General features: G+C 57.7%; 16 protein-coding genes and 1 pseudogene. 11 read left to right on the top strand and 6 right to left on the bottom strand.

The window, feature by feature from the left end; translation table 11 throughout:
- Positions 1-675, top strand: coding sequence for a cupin domain-containing protein (locus tag GRI39_RS12290; RefSeq protein ID WP_160740032.1), 675 nt, complete (start codon positions 1-3; stop codon positions 673-675).
- A 400-nt stretch (positions 676-1,075) separates the two neighbouring features.
- On the opposite strand, the gene GRI39_RS12285 is transcribed toward GRI39_RS12290, so the two are convergent.
- Positions 1,076-1,654, bottom strand: coding sequence for a TetR/AcrR family transcriptional regulator (locus GRI39_RS12285; RefSeq protein ID WP_211371596.1), 579 nt, complete (start codon positions 1,652-1,654; stop codon positions 1,076-1,078).
- A gap of 21 nt (positions 1,655-1,675) precedes the next feature.
- Here GRI39_RS12285 and GRI39_RS12280 point away from each other — a divergent pair, with 21 nt between their 5' ends.
- Together GRI39_RS12280 and GRI39_RS12275 are read left to right on the top strand one after the other, a co-directional pair.
- The gene (locus GRI39_RS12280) at positions 1,676-2,203 is read left to right on the top strand and encodes a dihydrofolate reductase family protein (RefSeq protein ID WP_160740031.1); all 528 of its coding nucleotides are present in this window, start codon (positions 1,676-1,678) and stop codon (positions 2,201-2,203) included.
- Positions 2,204-2,841: 638 nt separating this feature from the next.
- Positions 2,842-3,180, top strand: coding sequence for a hypothetical protein (locus GRI39_RS12275; RefSeq protein ID WP_160740030.1), 339 nt, complete (start codon positions 2,842-2,844; stop codon positions 3,178-3,180).
- On the opposite strand, the gene hsdR is transcribed toward GRI39_RS12275, so the two are convergent.
- The 4 genes from hsdR to GRI39_RS12255 are packed head-to-tail and all read right to left on the bottom strand — an operon-like array spanning position 3,177 to position 8,691.
- Positions 3,177-5,516, bottom strand: coding sequence for an EcoAI/FtnUII family type I restriction enzme subunit R (gene hsdR, locus GRI39_RS12270; RefSeq protein WP_160740029.1), 2,340 nt, complete (start codon positions 5,514-5,516; stop codon positions 3,177-3,179). The two genes, GRI39_RS12275 and hsdR, sit on opposite strands and share 4 nt — an antisense overlap.
- Positions 5,517-6,155 (bottom strand): AbiU2 domain-containing protein, encoded by a 639-nt coding sequence (locus tag GRI39_RS12265; RefSeq protein ID WP_160740028.1) that lies wholly within the window; start codon positions 6,153-6,155, stop codon positions 5,517-5,519.
- Between the two features lie 2 nt (positions 6,156-6,157).
- Positions 6,158-7,180 (bottom strand): restriction endonuclease subunit S, encoded by a 1,023-nt coding sequence (locus GRI39_RS14780; RefSeq protein WP_211371595.1) that lies wholly within the window; start codon positions 7,178-7,180, stop codon positions 6,158-6,160.
- A 44-nt stretch (positions 7,181-7,224) separates the two neighbouring features.
- Positions 7,225-8,691: a class I SAM-dependent DNA methyltransferase gene (locus GRI39_RS12255; protein WP_160740027.1), complete on the bottom strand. Its 1,467-nt coding sequence runs from the start codon at positions 8,689-8,691 to the stop codon at positions 7,225-7,227.
- 195 nt (positions 8,692-8,886) lie between these two features.
- Here GRI39_RS12255 and GRI39_RS12250 point away from each other — a divergent pair, with 195 nt between their 5' ends.
- The 3 genes from GRI39_RS12250 to GRI39_RS12240 are packed head-to-tail and all read left to right on the top strand — an operon-like array spanning position 8,887 to position 10,445.
- Positions 8,887-9,153, top strand: coding sequence for a hypothetical protein (locus GRI39_RS12250; protein WP_160740026.1), 267 nt, complete (start codon positions 8,887-8,889; stop codon positions 9,151-9,153).
- A gap of 30 nt (positions 9,154-9,183) precedes the next feature.
- Positions 9,184-10,068, top strand: coding sequence for a hypothetical protein (locus GRI39_RS12245; RefSeq protein ID WP_160740025.1), 885 nt, complete (start codon positions 9,184-9,186; stop codon positions 10,066-10,068).
- Positions 10,069-10,085: 17 nt separating this feature from the next.
- Entirely contained in the window at positions 10,086-10,445 is a 360-nt protein-coding gene (locus GRI39_RS12240; RefSeq protein WP_160740024.1) for a hypothetical protein, read from the top strand.
- 74 nt (positions 10,446-10,519) lie between these two features.
- Here the strand turns inward: GRI39_RS12240 and GRI39_RS12235 are convergent, their stop codons facing one another.
- The gene (locus GRI39_RS12235; RefSeq protein ID WP_211371594.1) at positions 10,520-15,193 is read right to left on the bottom strand and encodes a DUF3320 domain-containing protein; all 4,674 of its coding nucleotides are present in this window, start codon (positions 15,191-15,193) and stop codon (positions 10,520-10,522) included.
- 515 nt (positions 15,194-15,708) lie between these two features.
- Here GRI39_RS12235 and GRI39_RS12230 point away from each other — a divergent pair.
- The 5 genes and pseudogenes from GRI39_RS12230 to GRI39_RS14610 all read left to right on the top strand — a co-directional run.
- On the top strand, positions 15,709-17,370 hold the full coding sequence (locus GRI39_RS12230) for an SIR2 family protein (protein ID WP_160740023.1): 1,662 nt from the start codon (positions 15,709-15,711) through the stop codon (positions 17,368-17,370).
- Entirely contained in the window at positions 17,367-17,963 is a 597-nt protein-coding gene (locus GRI39_RS12225; protein ID WP_211371593.1) for a hypothetical protein, read from the top strand. The genes GRI39_RS12230 and GRI39_RS12225 overlap by 4 nt, the downstream gene beginning before the upstream one ends.
- Complete coding sequence (locus GRI39_RS12220) at positions 17,960-20,383, top strand: AAA family ATPase (RefSeq protein ID WP_160740021.1); 2,424 nt, start codon at positions 17,960-17,962, stop codon at positions 20,381-20,383. Before GRI39_RS12225 ends, GRI39_RS12220 begins: the two co-directional genes overlap by 4 nt.
- Before the next feature lie 191 nt (positions 20,384-20,574).
- Positions 20,575-20,841 carry a DUF7673 family protein gene (locus GRI39_RS12215; protein ID WP_160740020.1) on the top strand — a complete coding sequence of 89 codons (267 nt, stop codon included), beginning with the start codon at positions 20,575-20,577 and terminating at the stop codon, positions 20,839-20,841.
- Positions 20,838-21,578 (top strand): annotated as a pseudogene (locus GRI39_RS14610) (IS5 family transposase); the annotation flags it as partial. The gene GRI39_RS12215 and the pseudogene GRI39_RS14610, both read left to right, overlap by 4 nt.

The following is a 21,578-nucleotide window of genomic DNA, read 5'->3' as shown; positions in this document are numbered from 1 at the left end:
ATGCTCCTGAACGACGATATAACTGTTCCAGCTGTGGTTCATGCCGCAAAGCAGGACTGGGTTGCCAGCCCCACCAAAGGTGTAGACCGGCGTATGCTATTCCGCATTGGTGACGAAAAGGCGCGTGCGACATCAATCGTGCGCTATGCGCCGGACAGCCGTTTTCCTCATCATGCTCACCCCGGCGGTGAGGAGATCTTCGTCCTAGAGGGGATCTTCAAGGACGAGACGGGTGACTTTCCGGCGGGTTCCTACATCCGTAATCCACCAGGAAGCGGCCATGCGCCGGGGTCCCAAAACGGCTGCACCATCTTCGTCAAGCTATGGCAGTTCCGACAGGATGATCAGCAACGCATTGTTCAGCGTCCCGGAGAAGGTGAGCAAACCAATTTATCCCCCGGAGTATGCGTCTCGACGGTCATCTTTGACAACGGCCATGAACAGGTCCGCCTTGAGGAGTGGGAGCCGGGTGCTCATCTTCAACTGGACAACCCGGACGGTCTTGAAATGCTCATTCTGGGAGGCAGCTTCTCCAACGGGTACGACGCATTCGGATATCAGTCTTGGTTGCGCCTTCCAGCCGGGCATCGCCTGAATGCAACGGTCGGCCCGGACGGGGCCAAGGTCTGGTTCAAAGCCGGCCTCCTGCTCCAGGACAATGTCGTGCAATTCTGAACGGAAACCTGAGGCCTGCCCGCATCGGCGCGGGTCCTGAAACGAAATCGGGACGCATCAGCAAGACCGTTCCCGACCGTGGACATATCGTGGTGTCGGCGACGAGCGACCTTACTACTAAACCTGCGCCATTTACGGCAAATTGGTGCGGCAACCGGCGGCGTTCGCAATAACAGCAAATTCAGTGGCAGTTGGCGCGCCGCACCGGGTGAACATGAGAACTATGTCTACGCTATAAGCGGATGACCGGTTTTGGGAATGCCATACCCGAGACCAAACGGCCGCTTGGAAGGCGCTTTCTCGTCGCTAATGTTGCCGCATCTGCTTTCCGAGGCCTGCCGCTCTCGGGCAGCTTGAGCAAAACGCCGCTTCCGTTGAATGTGTCTTCCGGTGCCGGTTGTCAACGTCGTTTCAGCCAAGCCTCCAGAGCCTGCCGAATCGCACGATCTGCGGCCACCGTCTGATCGAACGCCCACCAGGTGTGCGTTCCCTGCCAGAGAGCGACCATCTGCCAGCCCAGAGTATTCGCTTCCTGGGGGTCTGAAGACAGTCGTCGCCCCAGTGCTGAGACCAACGCGCGTCCCCACGCTGCGCCCCTCTCGCGAAGTCTCGGGTTCCGTATGTCTTCTCGAAGCAGAAGAAGCCCATCGGTGGCATCACGCTCGGCCGTGTCGGGAGACATCAACCGGAGTAGAAGCTTGATGGCTCCCTCAGGCGATAGATCCTCTTCGAGGTCTGCAGCCTTCGTCTCGGCATCCAACCGGTCCCACGCCTGCAGGAGGGTCGCCTCAACCAGGCGCTCACGGTTGCCGTAGCGTTGCACCAGTGTCGCCGCAGACAAGCCTGAAGCCTTCGCCGCACGCGCAAAGGTCAAACCATCGGGTCCTGTCTTCATCATTAGCTCGAACAAGGCGTCGAGAACCTGTTCATCGGGGATTGTCTTGCGTCTGGTCATTGCTAAATATAAACGTACATTCATTTATAAATCAAGGAGGCTTTGATGGCGAAGATTGTTGGGTACATAGCAACCAGTCTGGACGGCTTCATCGCAGACGAGAACGACAAACTCGACTGGCTGTTCGAATACGACGGAATGGACTTAGGCGAGCATGACTACCGCCTCTTCGTGAAGGGCATTCGCACGATCGTCATGGGTCGCGGCACCTACGACTTCATCGCGAAAGATCCAGCACCTTGGGCTTACCGCGAGCAACGGGTCATCGTTGTAACCTCACGGCCCATCGAAAATCCCAAAGGCACACTTGAGACCAGAGACAATGTTGACGATCTAATTGCCGAGCTTCGAAGGCTCGATGATGGCGATATCTGGATGCTGGGCGGGGGGTTGCTGCAGATGGCGTTCATGGAACGTGGCGCGCTCGACGAAATTGAGATCTACATCATCCCCGAGCTGCTTGGCGGTGGTCGCTCTCTTTTCCCGCCGACTGGCTTCAGATCAACCCCGAAGCTGATCAGCGCAAAGACGCTCGACAAAGGATGTGTGCGGCTGCACTACGAGCTTTCCTAGTTCAAAGCCATTCCGTTCAATGACCGGTTTTGGCGCACAGGCGACATGGCGCCGCCACGGAGATTTGTCCGCTTTCGGGTGCCAGCGATGGCAACCTTTTCGACCGAATTGAAGGCGCATACCGGACATTTAATGCCCATAGACCACGTCTGTGCAGGGTCAAAACCGACCAATCGTCCGGAAGCGATTCGAACTTTTTCACCGTCGAACGCCGTCGTTTCTACGCTTTTTCGCGCAAGGGCCATTTCACGCTCTTTGCGCGGGCGTAGTTTCGGCGATTATCGGCGGCCTTAGAGAGCAATCGGCGGAATTTGGCGCACCCGACAGGATTCGAACCTGTGACCTCTGCCTTCGGAGGGCAGCGCCTAGTTTCGATAATGGCGGAAAACTGCGGTTTCTTCTTTTCTGATACGCGGAACAATACGAGAATACAACGTGAATATCGGCTAATTTCACCGGAGATACACCGGAGCGCTTGTGGCGGCGGAAGGGACGCTTGTCTCGGCTGCGAAACGCAGATGAGCCAGCCTAACTTGGTGCCAATCCAGTTGCCGATGGCAAGTCGGAAGCCCGCCCCTGGCAAATTGATTCAACGCGCTGCACGCCATTTTAACCGTTGCAGTGCTCTGAGGGTCAGCATGAGTAATTGGTCAGTATTTTCGTGGGCTCGGGCATACGCCAAGATTGAAAAGCTCGGCGGCGTGAACGTTTGGCTCTCGGAGAAGCAGGTCAAATCGATCAGAGCCGATGATGCGCTGCCTAAAGGTGTGGTCGTCAGTCAGCACTTCCCTGAGGCTCAAATGGTGGCCAGCATTGGGAAGCGAGTATACGACGTGATCGACCATCCCATTGTGCGCGAGCATTTCGGGCCGGAGGATACGATCAAAGAGGCCTTCCTCACTGATGGCGCTGGTTTCAAGTTGGCGGATCTCTCTGTCTTTGAGGTGCGTCGGAAGCGGAAACCGAGGGGCCCCTAGCGTAACTCGCGGACACTTGAGAATAGATGCCTTTGAATATCGAGAAACGCTGAACGGATCTCCACGGTCGACCCAAGCTTCCTCTTCGCATCGTTCATACTGCCGTAGCGGCTCCGGATGAAGTGGCTGAGGCGCTGGGTGTCTAGTTCGCGGATGCCGTCTTTCACGTATGAGCCGAGGACGTAGTCGAGGAATTCGCGCATCTCTTCCTCGTATCCGCCCATCCCGTTGGCCTTCGCGGTTTCCACGCGTTCGAGGCGGGCCAAGGGCGCGAGGGTGAAACGGATGTAACCGAGCACGTCGAAGATGTCAGAGTTCGGCGCGTCGATAAGCCGGCGCATATCGGCCAGGCGCTCGCGGTCGTAGCCCATCTCCGTGAGACGTTGCAGGAAAGCGTTTCGTCGATCCGGATCGCTCCAGATCTCGCGCAGTTCGTCTTCGCTTGTGACCAGTGTGCCCAGATCGCCGAACAAGTGGTCCATGAACTCCTGTGCAGTAATTGGCCGTCCGTTGAACATATATGTGGTGGCACCGACATAGCGGATCTTGCGCTCCTTGCCGTCGGCCAGCTTCACGATGACCTTCTCGGTCGGCTCTTTCGGGTCTTCGGGGTCCTCTGGATCGTCCGCTCCATCGGGGTCGCCAGGTCTGGGACGCGGCGGCCGGGGATCTGCAGGATCTTCCGGCTCGCCATCCCATTCGGGATCGTTGAAGTGCTCGTATGCCTTCACAAAGTCGTAGATCGTGAAGAAGTCCTTCCCGTCGAAGGTGCGCGTGCCGCGGCCGATGATCTGCTTGAATTCGATCATAGACTTGATCGGGCGAAGCAGGACGATGTTGCGCACGTTGCGCGCATCGACACCGGTCGACAGCTTTTGTGAGGTCGTCAGGATGGTTGGCAGCGTCTTCTCGTTGTCCTGAAACTCGCGCAGGTGCTGCTCGCCCAGCTTGCCATCGTCGGCCGTTACCCGCTCGCAATAATGCGGGTCAGGATTGTCCTTGATCTGGTTGATGAAGTTGCGGACGCGGGCGGCGTGATCTTGGGTTGCGCAGAAAACCAGCGTCTTCTGGCGCTGGTCGATCTGGTCCATGAATTCCTGCACGCGGCTCATCTCGCGCTCGTCGATGATGAGCTTGGTGTTGAAATCGGCTTCCTTGTATTCCTTGTCCGGGTCGATCTCGCCCGCGACCACCTCGTCCTCGTCGCTGAAGGTGTAGGTGTCCATGGTGCTCGCCATCTGGCGCACCTTGAAGGGCGTTAGGAAGCCGTCGCCGATGCCTTCCTTTAGCGCATAGGTGTAAACCGGTTCGCCGAAATACTTGTAGGTATCGGCGTTGGTGTCGCGTTTGGGCGTGGCGGTCAGGCCCAGCTGCACGGCGGGCGCGAAATATTCGAGGATCGCGCGCCAGGTGCTTTCGTCCCGCGCACCGCCGCGGTGGCATTCGTCGATTACGATGAAGTCGAAGAAGTCAGGCGCGTAACCTTCAAAGGTGAATTCGGTCTCACCGTCCTTCCCGCCGGTCATGAAGGTCTGGAAGATCGTGAAGAAGATGTTGGCGTTGGTCGGCACACCGCCGCGCTTACGCACTTCCTCCGGATCGATGCGAACAAGCGCGTCGGGCGGGAAGGCGCTGAAGGCGTTGTAGGCCTGATCGGCAAGGATGTTGCGATCGGCGAGGAACAGGACGCGCGGGCGTCGGACCGGTTCGCGGCTGAGGTTCCAGCTGGACTGGAAAAGCTTCCACGCGATCTGGAAGGCGATGCTTGTCTTGCCGGTGCCGGTGGCGAGCGTCAGCAGGATGCGCTTATCACCCTTCGCAATCGCTTCGAGGACGGCGGTGATGGCGTTGTGCTGGTAATAGCGTGGCTGCCATTTGCCGCCGCCGGTCTCGAACGGCACTGCGCCGAAACGCTCGCGCCAATCATTGCCAAGCGGGAAGCAACGATGCCAGAGCTCGTCCGGCGTAGGGAAAGGTAGGTCGTGATCGCCTTCCTTACCGGTATTCATGTCTATGCCATACCAGCCGAGACCGTTGGTCGAGTAGGCGAAGCGGGTTTCGAGGCGGCGGGCATAGTCCTTCGCTTGTCCAACCCCGGCTGTGTGGCCAAGACCGGCGCGCTTGGCCTCAACAACCGCCATGTGGCGACCCTTGTAGGTCAGGACGTAATCGGCAGAGAGAGCATTGGCTCGCTCACCGCCAGCAAGGATCCGGCCAGGTGCGATCGTGTATTCGCGGGAGATCGAAGAGCCTTCGACTACGCCCCAGCCGGCATCCCGCAGGGCGGGATCGATGCGGTTGGCGCGCGTGTCGGCTTCGGTTTCCGCTTGCGGCATCTAAGCGCCTCGCTTCTTCTGGCGAGCGATATCCTCAAGAGATCGGATCATATTGTCGACACCAATTTGATAGAATTCAGCAAGATGAAATGACCAGCTATCAGATACACCCCTCTCATGCTCATGGAGTATCTTGATGATTTCATTCGCCAAGGCAATCATCGCTTCATCTGCTAGCGGGAAGTCATCCTCCACAGCCTCGGGATCAAAAAAATACTTCCTGTCCAGGTGCGCGATCACCTTGTCCCTTCGGCCCCGAATGCTCGCGATAATGTCGGAGTGAGTGGCGAGCGCGGACTTGTGCTTAAACGCTACGGCCTCGGAGAACTGACCATTCTTCCAGACAATCCTGCCGGAATTCGCTGCGCTAAAATCGAGAAACTTCTCTAGATTGCCCCAGCTGCGTTGCTTTTCCTCAAGGATCCGCGCCAAAGCCAACAGCACATCGGTTTGCATTGCCCGCGCGAAAAAATAGAGAGGGGGAGAGATTTCCCAGAGTCCATCGCCGCGCTCTCGATAATGCCGCACTACCTCCCTGAAGATGGCAAGCTTGGCTATCAGCCCTTCTTGCCCGTGCACCATCACGACGAAGCGCCTCAGTCTTTTCTCGTAATCTTCCTGCGGCGTAGGTTCAGACACCGTTACAACCGCCCTTTAAACGCCGTCGATAAAATCGAAATACGAAGATCGTTGATGTCTTCGAGAGCCTTTTCATATTGCCCAACGGCTCGGGTTGTAAGGCCCGTGAGCCGTTCAGCCTCCTCAACAATATCCTGACGAGTCGCCGCATCCGGAAACGGTATCGGGATTATGTTCAACGCCTTCTGGTTGAGCTTCGGCTGCGCCATGCCGCTTATGAACGGCTTCAGCGAGATGGACTCGAGGTAAAGTCTTACAAATTCCTGGTCGGTTCGGTCCTCGAAGCGCAGCACGTGCGCATGATTGTTCACCCAGGACTTACCGGAGATCGAGAACGCGATCGGATAGGTGCGCGCCAATAGGTTAGCCCCATCTTCCGAAACCAAAAGCAGATCCTCGTCGAAGATGTAATCTGCCACGTGATCGACTACGCCTGAGGCTCCGTAGTAGGGCACGGAACCTGCGACGCGATCGCTTTTCGTGATGGGGACCCGCTGCCGATCCAGATTTTCGCTGATATCAGGCAAGCCTACCTGCTGCCAATCCCCGCCTCGACGTTCGAAAATCAGCGCGAGCCAATTCTCGAGCACCTCTTCCGCATCGGCCAAGTTGGCTTCGGCGTTGGCACGGGCGCGGTCGAGGGCGGCGAAGGCCTGATCCAGCACCGCAACAATCCGCTCCTGTTCCTCTATGGGAGGGAGTGGGACTTCTAGGTTCGAAATGTGCCTGTAGTGCCGCGCATAACCCAAGGATGGAAACGGATTCGCCTCCAGAAAATACTTTAGGAAACGGGCATCTAAGAATTGTTTCGGCTTGAGCAGCTTGACGCCATCAGCGCCCACCACAAAGTCAAAATCGATTAGTTTGAGAACTTGGGTGTGGTCGCCGAATACGACCAACGGTTCGGAGACCTTCACTGCATCGGCTTCGTTTTCCCAATAGCCATTAATGAAGTCTGCTTCTTGTGAAACGATTGGAACTGGGCCGCTCGCAAGGAACGATTTGCGAGGGATCTTGGCGGGCACTGAGACCTTTTCAATGCATGCCGATAATGGACGGCCCTCCCAACTCACAGCATCCCCCGAATGTCTTCGAGTATCTGAGCGGTTTCGGCATCACGCGCCAGCATCGCCTCGATAATCTCCGCCGGTTCGCGCAAGGGCGCTTCCTCTGGCGCATTGGGATTGCGCAAAGACAGATCAAACGTCTCCTGATCCAGCGCATCGACGGCTACCGACCAGCTTTTTGCGCTATCGGCCTTAGTCGCCTGCAGTTCGACAAAATCCTTCAGATCGTCGTCATTGAGCGGGTTGGTCTTGCCAAGCGAACGGCCGGGATCGAGCTGGTAATACCAGATCTTCTTCGTCGGCGTTCCCTTGTCGAAGAACAGCACTACCGTCTTCACACCAGCGCCCTGGAACGTGCCTCCGGGGCAATCAAGCACCGTGTGAAGATTGCAGTTCGCCAGCAGTTCCTTGCGCAGCTCCACGCTGGCATTGTCGGTGTTGCTAAGGAAGGTGTTCTTGATCACCACCGCGCCACGCCCGTGAGAGAAGCGTCCCTCCGCCTTCAGCTTGCGGATGAAATGCTGCAGGAACAGGTAAGCCGTCTCGCCGGACTTGATCGGGAAGTTCTGCTGCACCTCCCGCCGCTCGCCCCCACCAAAAGGTGGATTGGCAAGCACGATATCATGACGGTCGGCCTGTTGGATATCCATCACGTTCTCGGTGAGCGTGTTGGCGTGGCGGATCGTCGGCGCCTCGATCCCATGGAGGATCATGTTCATCACGCCCAGCACATAGGCTAGCGACTTCTTCTCTTGCCCGTAGAAGGTGCGGCGCTGGAGTGTTTCCCATTCCTCGCCGGACAGGTCCGGACGGCGCAAATAATCCCACGCCTCGCACAGGAACCCCGCCGATCCGCAGGCGCCATCGTAGATCGTCTCGCCGATCTTGGGATCGACAACCTTAATCATCGCCCGGATTAACGGGCGCGGCGTGTAATACTCGCCGCCATTGCGCCCGGCATTGCCCATCCGCTTGATGCGGGTTTCGTAAAGGTCCGACAGCTCATGCTTGGCATCGGTGCTGCCGAAATCAAGCGTGTCGACGATGTCGATCACTTCGCGCAGCGAATAGCCGGAGCGGAACCGGTTCGCGAGCTCGGAGAAGATCTCGCCCACCTTATATTCCAGCGTATCCACATCAGCATCGCTGGCGTTGAACGTCTTCAGGTAAGGAAACAGCTTGCCGTTGACGAAGTCGATCAGGTCCTGCCCGGTCTTCGCAGCATTGTGGTCGAGCTTGCCGTCCTTGTCCTTCGGCGCGGCCCAGGTCTGCCAGCGATAGGCCTCCTCGAGAATCGGCGTGTAGTCGCGGCCTTCCAGCTCGGCCTGGTCCTGCCGCTCCTGCTCGAGATCGTCGAGATACTTGAGGAACAGCAGCCAGCTGGTCTGTTCAGCGTAATCCAGTTCCGACGACAGGCCCTCGTCATTGCGCATGGCCCGGTCGATATTGTTGAAAGCGTTCTCGAACATTGATGCCCCTTGTGTCACGCAACTGACTATTCGGATTGCCTGAATCGGGCAAGCGATAGGCGCGAATTGCGTCGTTTCCTGCGATCACGACACCCGATATACTCTGAGATGATATTTTTTTCGCAACCCTATTGCAAAGCCTGTCGAGCCTGCTATTGCTTTCTTATAGCAACCCAAACGCAATGGATTAGCAATATGATGACAAGGCACGCCGCCCATCGCAGTCAGCAGCGCAGCATTCCACCACTCGCTGTAGAACTCTTCGAGCGATACGGCGCTTGGTCCCGTCATGACGGAGCTGATGTGCTCTTTATGGACAAGCAGGCACGCAAGCGCATTGCTCGCGACTTCGGCGGGGCAAGAGCCCTTCGATACGTGGAGCCACTGCTCAACAAATACGCCGTGGTCGAGAATGGCCGGGTCATCACCCTCGCACACCGCAGCAAGCGCCTGAAGCGCTGAACGCAACCAAAATCATTGGAGATTGCCATCGTGGCCACCATTATCACCCGCACCAATCCGAAGACTGGCAAGACCGAGCGCCCCTATCGCGACAAGCAAGGCCACTTCGTCCTTGGTGACCCCGCTTTCGGAAGCGAACTGCATCACCGCAAGAACGCTGTCCTGACGACCGAATATGATGAGGCCCTGCGCCTCGTGCGCAAAGGCTTCTCAATACGCATGTCCGCAGGTGATGGCACTCCTCCGTCGTTAATCAGTGCCGGGAAGCTGACACTTACCGAGGTTAATGCGCCCTCTGCTGGCGACATTCCGGCTGAAGGTCCCCAGACGCCGTTCTCGCGTGACGATGTTATGCAGGACCTGCGCAAGGCCTTGGTCGCGGAGGCAGCAATGATCGCCCACTGGGGAAGCTACGAAGCGGCCGAAGCCTTTCTGGGGTTTCCCTCATCCGACAACGCAGGCGAACCATACGACGACGCAGATCCTTCGCAGGTCGATCTCTCGCGTTTCCGTTCTACCCCATTGATCGAGGCAAGCTACGACTGGGCGTTCCAGACCGGCAAGCCTGAGGCATTCCGTCCGGAATCGTGGGACGACCTCGGCTCCCTTATGGATGGCGCGTCCGCCGGGACTGTCAGCACAACGTCACCCATGGGTAACGCTGAGAGTCCCTTACGAGTCACCATCGGCACTGCGTTCGCTCGCTGGAAATTCGAGTTCGAAACCTGGCTTCCGTTGTCGGTTCGCGAACTTGCATACCTAGCCCAGATGAATGAAGTCGCGGCCCGCAACGCCTTGGCCAAAGCTGGCATCAAGGGGCGCGGCGGTATTGAGAACGACGTGGCCCGTTCTTGGCTGGCCGAGCGCCAGAAATTCGTCCCCACCCGGACCGAATTGCTGCCATTGACGAGCTAGAATTTCTTGCTGATCGAATGGCAACCGCCATACCAAGCGCAGCGGGCGGCGTGTCGCACCTGTCGCAGGTGCTGCTCCGGATGGGTGTGCCGTTCGACCTAGTAGCGGCAAAGCCGGGCGTGCGGCGACCCGTCAGCGCGGGCGCATGGCAAAACCTGCGGGATCACGTCGAACTCGACTGTCTGCTGCTGTCCATTGCAAAGCTCGGATGGTTGGTCGCGCAAGGCAAGGACTGCCTGAGGCTTGAGCCTGCCATCGTTGGGCTGATCGAAGGGTTCCTGCGTCGGCGCCCAGACCATTCGCTAAGCAACGAACTGCGGACCTATTCTAATCGGTTGCAACAGGAGCTTGCCAGCGGGTTCGACATCGCAGCCTAAATCACGCCTCAGAATGCGCCGGACCGACGTAATTCAAGCAGTGTCGGTCCGGCACTTTAAGTATCATCCCGCGTTTAAGACTTCAGCCCTTGTGCTATTCGGGCTCGGAGGTCAGATCCCACCCGTTTAAACCCCAGTAGTCTCGCGGTAGCACGAATAAGATCATCAGCTTCAGCGCCCGCATTGTCCGCCAGCGCGATTTTCAAAGCCGCACGGATTTCAAGCAGCGAGATCGACTCTGCTTTGAGCGTGGCGCCGGCTTCATCAGTCCGGTCTCGCACCGGCGTCTCATCACGCTGCGCCCGCGTAAAATAGAAGCCATCATCATAGAGTATCGAACCGCTGCTTTTGAGGGTCTGTAGCGCATCGAGCGCTACAGACTGGATGCGCCTGCCTGCACGTTCGCGACCGTAACAAGACGATATTCTTCGTGCTGTCTCTTCTGCAGAAATCGGCCCCTCGAATTCTACAACCTTCAATGCCAATTCGCGCAATTCATAAGGATGAGCCTCATGCGGTTCACAGTTCGATGCGATGGGGAAGTATGCCCGCTCATACCTAGGCATTTGTCGCTCTTCCACTTCGGGAAGTGGCGCGACAGGCTTGTCATGAGTCGGGGTCGGTGCAGCTTCGGGCTTCTCGATAGTCTTCGGAGGTGAACCGTTCTCTTGGTCTCGCTTGGCGCTTTCCAATGCTTCGCGGAGACGCTTGATTTCACGTTCGCGATTATAAAACCAGTCGGTGCTCCATATCCTATGGAAGCGCCATCCCAGATGCTCCAGCACGCTTTGACGGAGGCGATCGCGCTCGCGTGCCCACAGGGCCGAATGGTATGTGGCTCCGTCGCACTCAACCGCCAGCAAATAACTCCCCGGTCTGTCGGGATGGCGGATGCCCAAATCAATCTTGAAGCCTGCTGATCCCACCTGTGGATCTGCAAGGAAACCGAAGGACCGTATGGTGTCCGCGACATCCTCCTCAAAGGGGGTGTCGGCTTCCTCGCCAGTCGGCATATGCTCAACGAGCTGGCGGTGCTTCGCAAATTCGAGGAAACGTTTGAGAACGCGCGGCCCTTCCCGTGAAGCGCGACTTACATCAAGTTCGCCCGGGTCGAAGGAAGCGAAGATTTCACACCTAAGCCTAGCCCGCGTGAAAAGCACATTGAGACGACGTTCGCCGCCTTCGGAGTTAACTGGCCCGAAGCTCGCGCCGATCATTCTCCCGCCAGGTTCGGTCGGGCCATAGCCGACGCTGATGAAAATCACGTCGCGCTCGTCGCCCTGAACGTTCTCGATATTCTTGACGAAGACATCCTCAGCGCCGCCTTCGCGGAGAAAATCGTCAAGAATGGCGTCCTTGCGACGAGCAAGCTCAAGGAGTTCGGTGATCGTGTTCTTTTGCGTTGCAGAGAACGTAACTATTCCCAGTGACTGGTCCGGCATCGTCCGTGCGTGATTTGCAACGGCCTCCACCAGAGCTTCGCCCTCCAGTCGATTATCGCGACGACCACCCTTGTCATATGCGCCTGGCACCTGGGTGAAAACGAGGCCGTAAGCTGGGTCTTTCTCCAATGGCGATGGTGGGAGTATCAAGCGGTCCGCGTAGAATTCTCGGTTTGACACGCGAATGAGCGATGGATCCCGCGATCGATAGTGCCATTCGAGCAGGCGGGCACCGAGGCCCCGCGCCTCGCACAGGGTCAATATGCTTTCCAGCTCTGCCAGCTGGGCAGCGCCACCAAGCAAATCCTCGTCTTCGCGCTGTTCATCGTCGTCTTCATCTTGGTTGGCACTGGTGAGACGGTCGAAGAAGGACGTCGGTGGGAGCTGTTTTTGATCGCCGACAACAACGATCTGGCTAGCACGGGCGATCGCACCGAGCGCATCCTCGGGGCGCACCTGACTGGCTTCATCGATCAGCAATAGGTCGAAAGAAAGCGTCCCTGGCGTCAGATATTGCGCTACCGAGATAGGGCTCATCAACAGCACCGGTTTTATCCGCTGGATGGCATTCGGTGCCTCCGAAAACAGGCGACGAAGCGCTTTGTGGCCACGTTTCTTCCCCATTTCGCCGCGCAACACCTTCATTTCTCCCAACGCACCGCGCGGCAGCTGCCCAAGATGGTTGGCGACGATATGCGTTACATTGTCCCGCAGATGCTGTTTCTCGAGTTTGGTGAAGTCTGCGACCAGGAGGTTGCGATCGACGCTGCTGAGGTCCCGCAATGCCGGTTCGGCGCCGAGTCCACGTTCCCAAATCGCTTCCGCCCTTGCAAATTTGAGTTCAACGACAGCTGCATCGGCATCGCATTCACCGGACGCCATACGATCGGCGAGAGAGCCAATGCCGGCGGCGTCCGCCTTTGCGCGAGCATCAACGAGGGTGGCCCACTCTGGATATCGTTCTATCGCCTCCGACATCCTTGCCAGAGCGCCGGTGATCTCGGCTAGTTGCGCATCGTCCCATCCTTCTTCGAAACGGTCATCAGCTATCCCGAGTCGATCGCGCACAAGCGCGACTGATGTCCGTGCCGGGCCAGCCAACCGTTTGATCTCATCGGCCCAGTTTTCGCGCTCCCCAGCTAAAGCAGTGGAGACGAGGAATTCGGGTTCGGCATCAAGATCGGCATTGGCTGACGACACTCGCGCGGCCCATGCCTGGACAGCCTCGATGCCCTCCCAATCGGTCCGCTCGCCGCGCCAATTTTCGCCAAGCGTAGTCCGACAAAATTCCTCCTCTTGGCCCCATTCGTTGCGCAGGCGGGAGACTTGCAACAGGCTATCCACCAGCTCCACACGCTCATCCGCGAATTTCGGCAACTGATCAGTTAGCAAACCCGCAAGTTCACGCGACGCATTGCGGTAGGCACTGCCCCAGCGAGCGAAGAATGATGTTGTCCCTGCGATAAGCGGGGCACGAAGGTGCGCCACATCAACCGTGAAGGCGTGATCGATAAAGTAAGCACTGGCCGCATCGCGTTCTTCGCGCCACCGGCGACCAGATGCGAGAGCTTGAGACAGGCGGTCCATATCGCGGCATTGCAGAAGCTCTTTGGCAAGATTGCCTTCGCCCTCGTTCAAACCGGAAAGCGCACGCAGAAGTTCTTCGACCGGCGCGACCAGGTCGAACCAGCCGCCTTCAGCCAGCCCGAGAGAATCCAAAGCGACATTAAGGGCATTATCAAGGGCCGTTACCGCTTCCCGTGCCTCATCCAGCATCGACCGCAATCTTGCTTGATCGACCGGCTGAAGCTGTGTCACGGTTACTGACCGAAACGGATGCTTGGCGGGATCACCAGCCTCTTTCAACGCGGCACCATAAAGCTTGAGTGCATCCACCGCCTGGTTTTCGGCAGCTCGATCCATTTCAGCCAGGCTATCTGCAGCGAAAGTCGGCGGAGGAGCATTCAAACCCATGAAGCGCGCTTGGCGACCCAGCATCCCGAACGCAGTTTCGCCTGTGTCGCCGATAGGCGAATGGAGAGCCTTGGTAATAGCGTTGAGCTTGTCTCGGCTATGCTGCAGCGCTTCTGGCCTTGCGGGAATTGCAGGCACGGCGGCACCTGCGTTGAGGGTTCGCTTCAGCTCCTCGAGCACCTGGCGTTTGTTCGCGCTACGGGAATGCAATTCAAGACAGATGTCTGCCAAGCCGACTTTCACCAACCGATCGTGCACGACCTCCAGTGCGGCCATTTTTTCGGCCACGAACAGGACCGTCTTCCCTTCCTGCGCAGCAGCGGCGATGATGTTGGCGATGGTCTGGCTCTTGCCCGTGCCCGGCGGTCCTTGCACCACGAGGTTACGACCAGACCGGGCCTCTTCGATTACCCGGGCCTGACTCGCATCAGCGTCGACAACGTGAAAGATTTTTTCAGGCGGCAAGACATCATCAAGCTTGTCCTCTTCGCCAAAAATTGCGTCGTCGTCGCCCTCGAAACCTTCGTAAAGAAGGCCTTTGACGAGCTCGTGGGTTTCCAGCGCGCTATCGGGCCATACATCGATATCAAGGTCGCGATACATGAGCAGTTTCGAGAACGAGAAGAAGCCCAGTTGAATGGCATCACGGTCGATTTCCCAGCGATCACGTTCATCGACAATTTCGTCGACTTGGTCGAAGTATTGCGATGGCTGCCAGTCCTCTCCGAATTCAAGTTCGGGAAGAACCAACCCGAAATCGTCTTGCCATCGCTGCTGGAGAGGAAGGTTCGTGATGAGATCCTCACCGCGCATGCGAATGTCGTAAGTTGAAGTGCGCTGGTTGCGGATAAGCTCCACCGGGAGCAGAACTAGGGGCGCCTCTCGGCGAATGTCAGATTTTTCATCTTCAAACCAGGAGACGAAGCCGAGGGCCAGGTAGAGAATGTTTACCCCTTGCTCCTCCTCGGCCGTGCGCGCATCCCGCGCGATCTTCAGGAGCTTTTTGGCAAGTGCGTCCGGCCCTAGCGGGCTTTCCAGCAAGTTGTCGGTGTAGCGGTTATCGTCGAAGGTCTCCGCGTTAGCAGTATCGTCTGCGAGCAGGATCTCACCTTGCTCGTGCTTGTCCTTGCCAAGGGCGCGAAAGCGCATCGTTTTGCCACTTGCAAGGATGGCATAGACGTCATCTGAGCGTTCATTGATGATGTTGACGACCGCGCCGCGGGTGTTGGCTCTGTTGACGTGCACTAGCCTGTTGCGCGTTCCAGTTTCCACCAGGCGACGTCGCGTTTCGTCAAAAAGCTTACGCACCTGTGGACTGGCTTCGATATTCAATCTGATTCTCCCCGGCCTGTGTCGCCAAACTATTGACTTATCGTATCGTAAAGCAAGCGGGGTCACTCATCACGATGAGGGAAATCTAGTCGTTTGATGCCGGCACGAGTATTTCGAAGTCCAAGAAGGTCTCTGGCGGGACAACACCGAAATATGTCCGCTTCCGGGTCGTTCAGGGCGATCCTCGAAGTCGGACATTGGGGTGGAAATCGGTCAATCGATGCCCGCGATTAGAACGACAGCTTCTGGGCCGGTTGCAGATTGTCAGCTTACGAGAAGCAAACTGGCCATAGCAGCCGCAATCAGACATTCGCTCGTTGCCATAGTCTGATGCGAAGTCTTTGAACTTGCATCGATGGTCCACTCCATGGTCTATGCGTCGAGCGGCGGGGGATAATCAATCGACGCGTCGGCGCTAATGTCTCGCTAGTCTACAGCGGGCGGTCTCTTCCGTTAGGGGAATATTGATGGCACTGCCACCCGCAGCGACGATTTCGGTTCGTGCCACTCTCGCAATGCTTGACGATGAGAAGCGCGAAATCGCAGACGGTGTTGCCAATGATCAATATGTCTTCTGGCTTGGATCAGGGATTTCTCGCGAGCGGATGCCGGACTTGCGCGATCTGGCGAAACGCGTCCTCGGCACCTTACAGGGTCTGATCGTTGCGGGAGATCCCGATTGCCGGTTCCGCAAGGCGTTGAATGCGGTAGTCGTCTTGGCTCAGCCCAGCCCGGATGAATGGGCACGTATCGACTTTGACCAAGAGCCAGCGTCATGGCCAGACTATGAGGCCCTCGCGGCCCGGCTCGTCAATAACTATTCGCGAATGCTGAATGTCACCGTCGACGGTGAGCAACCGGATTTCCTATTATGGAATGTGCTGGATGCGGCGCATGTATATGCGGATCCTGCAACTGAGCCCGATGCCGAGCATCTCTGTCTGGCGGCATTGGCCATCGAAGGCGTAGCGTCGGAAATGCCGACGGCAAATTGGGACAATCTCATCGAGCGGGCGATGCAGAGCCTCGCTGGCGCTCAACCTGTGCTTCGCGTCGTGGTCGCACCCAATGATGTCCGGTGGAACCGACTTCGCGCGAACCTTTACAAGTTTCATGGGTGTGCCCAGGCGGCGCTCGACGATCAAGGCCAGTTCCGCGGCCTGCTCGTCGCCCGATCGAGCCAAATCAATGGCTGGGCAGCGCAGAATCCTGTCATGGCACCTTTCCTGATCAATTTTATAGTGACTCGCCCAACCTTGATGCTTGGCTTGTCCGCGCAGGACTCGAATATCCAAGGTCTTTTTGCGACGGCCCAGGCGACCATGGCTTGGCCTTGGCCGTCGCACCCTCCAGCCTACGCCTTTTCGGAAAATGCGCTGGGCGCCGACCAGGAAGGCCTGCTTCAGAACGTCTATCATCAGGATTTTTCGCCCTCGAACCGGCCACAAATGGAAAAGGAAGCGCTGGTTCAAGCCTATGCCAAGCCCTTGTTGCTGGCGCTCTACCTTTACGTCGTGACCGCCAAGCTCAAGGAACTGATTGGTATTGGGGCTCCGGGCTTAACGCAGAACGATCGCCGCATGCTCCACGATGGGCTCGAGCATGCCCGCAATTTCGTGGCCGATAGTGTCAGCCCAGACGCAGAAATTGTAGGCGAAATGTTCGCGCAATTTGGACGGGCTGTCGCAATGCTACGCAACGGAGGCCTGCCCGATCCGGCCAACGGAATCTATTCGCCTATCACCACCGAACCGCTTCATCGCATGCCCGCCGATATGACTTTGTCCGGTAGCGGCATTTGTCAGTTCGCAATCGCATCCGCTTTGATTGGCCTAGGCCTCGCGCGGGGCTTATGGACGGCGGCCAAAGCGGACCTAGCCGACGATACCTCTGGTGCCTTTGTGCTGGATGGTCGCAGTGGCCCGGCAAAATTCTTCTTTGCTGCCAGCGCCCAGGCGGCGATCCGCCTCAACACGAACGGCCTCATCGCGGACAATGACGATGCGGTTATCATCCATAGTCACGAGAATCCGCCTCCAATGCCGCGCTATCCACGTCGCGCGCCTGGGCGCACCGGGCTTGCGAAAGTCCGTGATGTTAGCATTGAAACTCTAATGGGTGACGGAACCGACGTCGAGGACTTGCTCGCGCGATTTCGCAGTCGGGTGGCGTTATGACGATGGGCTTACCCGCCGAACGCGTCGCCGCGCTTTTGGTCGAGGCGGGCTATCGCCGGATCGACTTGCCACTGGAGATGGCCGGCCTGACCTTTGATATTGCGGGTGCATTCGTAGGTGTTGGACACTCAGCAGACCTAGTCTTGATCGGCGACATGGCAGCCGATGGAGAGAGGAAGGTAGTTCAACAGGTCGAGGGCATAGCGCGCGCCTTGGATGTCATGCGCTCGCATCGGCCTCTTAGCACGATAATCGTAGGACCGCGCCCGATTGGAAAGGCGCTTGAGGCTCTCGCACAGGTCGGGCGCATTTTGTCGGTCGACGAAGCGCTCGATCCAGCCGAACTTCGCGATCAACTCGCTGTTCTCCTCCCTCTCGAACTTCCTGCTACCCTATTGGCGAACCGGGATTTGGGCGGGGAAGATGCGTTCGCCCTTCCTGATGACCCGCTCGCGGGAGCCCTGATGGAGGCATCGAATTTTGGCGAGGAAGCGGTCCGCGAATGCTTCCACAATGCGCTGATTGCTGCGCTCGCCAATAATGGGAATTACGAAGGCGGAGATACAGATGGACTTGGGGAGGTTGATGGATGATGCGTCTGAAATCACTCTACGTGAAGGATTTTCGGAGCATAGATGGCGAGGTCAATGTTTCGCTCGATGCCCCAATTGTTCTGATCCATGGGCCAAACGGGGCAGGCAAGACGAGCTTGCTATCTGCTATCGAGCTAGCGCTGACCGGCACCGTCCCGTCGCTGTCGCGCGCCGAGCCCGACTATCTGGCCTACTTGCCCCACAAAGGCCGGCCCTTCGGTGAAGTCCGGTTGGAGGCAGCCGGAAGCGATGGGGCGCCGCTGCAGTCCAATCTGCAAGTCACAACCACAGGCGTCACCGGGAACGCACTGCTAGGCGAGGGCGATGCGGGTTTCTTCAGCGAACGGAGCTATCTTGCTCAATCCACGCTAGGACGCCTCCTTGAGATTTATCAGCACGCAGACAAAAAGAGCGATTCTCCGCTTACCAAATTCGTTAAGGAACTACTCGGTCTCGATCGGATGGAGGCGCTGATCGGGGGCTTGCACAGCGCGGGCAATATCGCTCGTCTGAAAGTGCCGGTGCCTGTATACGGAGAATTCCGGGACCAGATTTCTGAGGATGTTGCTGAACTTCAGCGGTTGCGCGACGAAATGGCGCAAGACGAGGCTGCGTTACGAACCGGAACCGAAACTCTTCGGATCCGGTTAGCTGAGATAGATCCGCAGCTTAAGGATTTGGAGCCTGCAGAAGCCAAGAGGCGCCTTGACCAAGTCTCCGAAGACAACAACCTGGCTGCGCTAGTTCGTCTGCGCCGCGAACTCGAAGTATCGGAGGCAAGTTGGCAATCGGCGACATCACAAAATGCAGCTCTCGACAAACGCAAGGATATCGAGGCTACAAACCAAGCCGATCGCAGCGCGTTGGACAAGTGGCTTGTTGAACACGGCCAAGTATTGGAGGCTTTGCTGGGGCGCGCAGCCGGCTTTTTTAACGATATCACTCTTTCGAGCGAGTCTGGCTACGCGGAGCGCGCGAGGGCTTTAACAGCGCGCATTGCGCAGGATCGCGAACGCGTTGAGGGGGTTCTCGCAGCCCACGAAGTCGCGTTGTTGAAGCGCAGCGGCCTCGAACGCCAGCTTACGGAGGCGCGAACTCGTCTTCAACGGCTCGACCATGAGCTTGCTGCGGTTTCGAACGCAAATGAAGCGTTCGGTCGAGGGCTGTCGGACCTCATGACGCACGTCGAAGGGGACATCTGCCCGGTCTGTGATCGCGACTATTCCGAGGTGTCGGATACGCCGCTTTCGGCTCATGTCGCCGCCAAGGTCGCAGTGATGATCGAACAGGCAGGACGGCTTCAGTCACTTCTCAGCTCACGCGGCAGCACTCAGACCGAAGTATCACGCCTCGATCGCGAGCTTCAGGCGGCGGCTAGCGGTATGGTTTTGGATGCTGAGCTAACCGCCTTGAAGAAGCGCTCGGTGGATTTGACCGAGGTTGAGCGTCAACTTGGCGATGCTACAGTAAGGCTTACAGAAGGCGACCGCTATGTGGACGCTGCGAACCGATCTGCCCGAGCACTGGCAGCCGCACAGAAAAGTGATCAGACCGCCATCGTTCTTCGCAACAGTGTCGAGGATCTGGCGCGCCGCCTCGACCTGGATTTCGAGTCCTATATCTCAACCGAACAGTTGCTGGCATCGCTCAGCACGACGATCCAACAACAGGAAGCAGTGCTGACCGCCCGTCAAACTGCACGACTTGACGCAATTGAATCGGCACAGTTCCTTGTCATCTTGGCCGAAAAGCAAAGCACGCTGGCAGCGAAGATTGACAATCTTGAGGCGGAACTCCGAGGGCGCAAGGAGCGCAAAGAGCAGGCGGATTCCATCATCGAGGTCGCAAAGGATATAACGCGCAGAACCCGCGAGGCGCGCGGACGCGTCGTGCGGCGTGTCTTCAACGATGAATTGAATACGGTTTGGCGCGATCTCTTCGTGCGGCTCGCCCCGGAAGAGCCCTTCATCCCTGCATTTGCGATCCCCGAATCGCCCAATGCTGATGTCGAGGCTGTGCTTGAAACCCATCATCGCCGAGGCGGAAAAGGTGGCAATCCCCGAGCCATGCTAAGCGCTGGGAATCTCAACACTGCGGCATTGACCCTTTTTCTGGCACTTCATCTGTCGGTCAAGCCGAGGCTGCCTTGGCTGGTCATAGACGATCCCGTGCAGAGCATGGACGAAGTGCATATTGCGCAGTTCGCGGCGTTGCTACGGACCTTGTCCAAGCAAATGCAGCGACAGGTTATCGTCGCTGTTCACGAGCGGTCGCTCTTCGATTATCTTGCTTTGGAACTGAGTCCGGCCTTCGAAGGAGATCGCCTCAACATCGTCGAACTCGGGCGGAATGCCATGGGCGAAACCACTAGTCGTTGGGACTCTCGCCTTTTTGTCCCCGACCGCGCGATCGCGGCATGACGCAACTGGCGCACAAATGACAGAGAATCGTAGATGGCTGAATTATCCTTAGGCAGACCGCTTGAGCCACCTCGCCGAGAGAGTTGAACAAATGGCAGGGTTACAGACTCAGCCGGTGAGCCTTCGAGCGACCGGTATGGGGCGCAAAACGGACATCTAACCAGCCTTCATACGAGTTAAAGGCTAACCGATTGATCGTTTATGAACGAATTTTATCAGTTGCGATGAATGACACGTCTGCTGCAAGCGTATGCGAGGACTTCCTTCTCAGCTGGTATAACGTCCGAGCGTGGGGCGGCTGGGCTCCGCAGACGATCGCGCATCTTGATCGCGCAAATGCGACAGCTATTCTTGCACTGCTGGCGTCGATAAAAGAGGCGACCTGGTATCCTAATTCTAAGGATATCGACCGCCTAGGCGGCGTGGACAAATTGGTTGACGTTGCGATGGCGGGTTGATTCAAGGCTGCCTTTTGGAGGCGGGCTTGAGTCGGGGTGATCTTACCGAAGCAGAATGGCGTGTTTTGAAGGGGTTGCTTCCGATTGATGCGTCGAACCGTGGGCGCGGACGACGTCCTGAAGAGAACCGTGCGATCATCAACGGCATTCTCTGGCGACTTCGCTGCGGCACACCCTGGCGCGACGTTCCGCCAAAATACGGCAACTGGAACACGATCTATCGGCGGTTCAGGCGATGGAGCGATGCCGGGGTTTGGGAGGCCGTGTCGGTTACACTGGCCGAGATCATGGCGGACAGCGGCCACTACAGCATCGACAGCACTACGGTTCGCGCCCATGTTTCGGCGGCGGGCGGAAAAGGGGGACTCGTCGAAGAGCTCTTGGCCGCTCGCGGGGCGGGTTCACCAGTAAACTTCACTGTCTGGCTGATGGACGAGGGCGACCGCTCGCCCTCCACCTGACAGTCGGCGAAGCCGCTGATTGCAAGGCCTATGACGCCCTGATCGCTATGGCAGACCAAACACCCAAGGCGCTACTGGCTGATAAGGGATACGATGCCGACGCCATTCGCGCCGATCTTGCCGAACGCGGTATCGAGGCCGTCATTCCCGGACGATCAAACCGCCGTGTGCCGATCGAGCACGACAGGAAACTCTACAAGCAGCGCAACCAGATCGAGCGCTTCTTCGGACGCCTCAAGATCAACCGCGCCATCGCGACACGCTATGATCAACTCG

Origin of the sequence: Altericroceibacterium indicum (assembly GCF_009828105.1) — a bacterium.
GTDB lineage: Bacteria > Pseudomonadota > Alphaproteobacteria > Sphingomonadales > Sphingomonadaceae > Altericroceibacterium > Altericroceibacterium indicum.
The sequence above is the reverse complement of the archived record's forward strand: the minus strand, read 5'-3'. Positions and strand labels throughout refer to the sequence as shown.

Excerpts from the sequence above, each read along its gene's own strand:
- GRI39_RS12290 (WP_160740032.1), top strand. The coding sequence starts at position 1 with ATGCTCCTGAACGACGATATAACTGTTCCAGCTGTGGTTCATGCCGCA.
- GRI39_RS12285 (WP_211371596.1), bottom strand. The coding sequence starts at position 1,654 with ATGAATGTACGTTTATATTTAGCAATGACCAGACGCAAGACAATCCCC.
- GRI39_RS12280 (WP_160740031.1), top strand. The coding sequence starts at position 1,676 with ATGGCGAAGATTGTTGGGTACATAGCAACCAGTCTGGACGGCTTCATC.
- GRI39_RS12275 (WP_160740030.1), top strand. The coding sequence starts at position 2,842 with ATGAGTAATTGGTCAGTATTTTCGTGGGCTCGGGCATACGCCAAGATT.
- hsdR (WP_160740029.1), bottom strand. The coding sequence starts at position 5,516 with ATGCCGCAAGCGGAAACCGAAGCCGACACGCGCGCCAACCGCATCGAT.
- GRI39_RS12255 (WP_160740027.1), bottom strand. The coding sequence starts at position 8,691 with ATGTTCGAGAACGCTTTCAACAATATCGACCGGGCCATGCGCAATGAC.
- GRI39_RS12250 (WP_160740026.1), top strand. The coding sequence starts at position 8,887 with ATGATGACAAGGCACGCCGCCCATCGCAGTCAGCAGCGCAGCATTCCA.
- GRI39_RS12240 (WP_160740024.1), top strand. The coding sequence starts at position 10,086 with ATGGCAACCGCCATACCAAGCGCAGCGGGCGGCGTGTCGCACCTGTCG.
- GRI39_RS12230 (WP_160740023.1), top strand. The coding sequence starts at position 15,709 with ATGCTTGACGATGAGAAGCGCGAAATCGCAGACGGTGTTGCCAATGAT.
- GRI39_RS12225 (WP_211371593.1), top strand. The coding sequence starts at position 17,367 with ATGACGATGGGCTTACCCGCCGAACGCGTCGCCGCGCTTTTGGTCGAG.
- GRI39_RS12220 (WP_160740021.1), top strand. The coding sequence starts at position 17,960 with ATGATGCGTCTGAAATCACTCTACGTGAAGGATTTTCGGAGCATAGAT.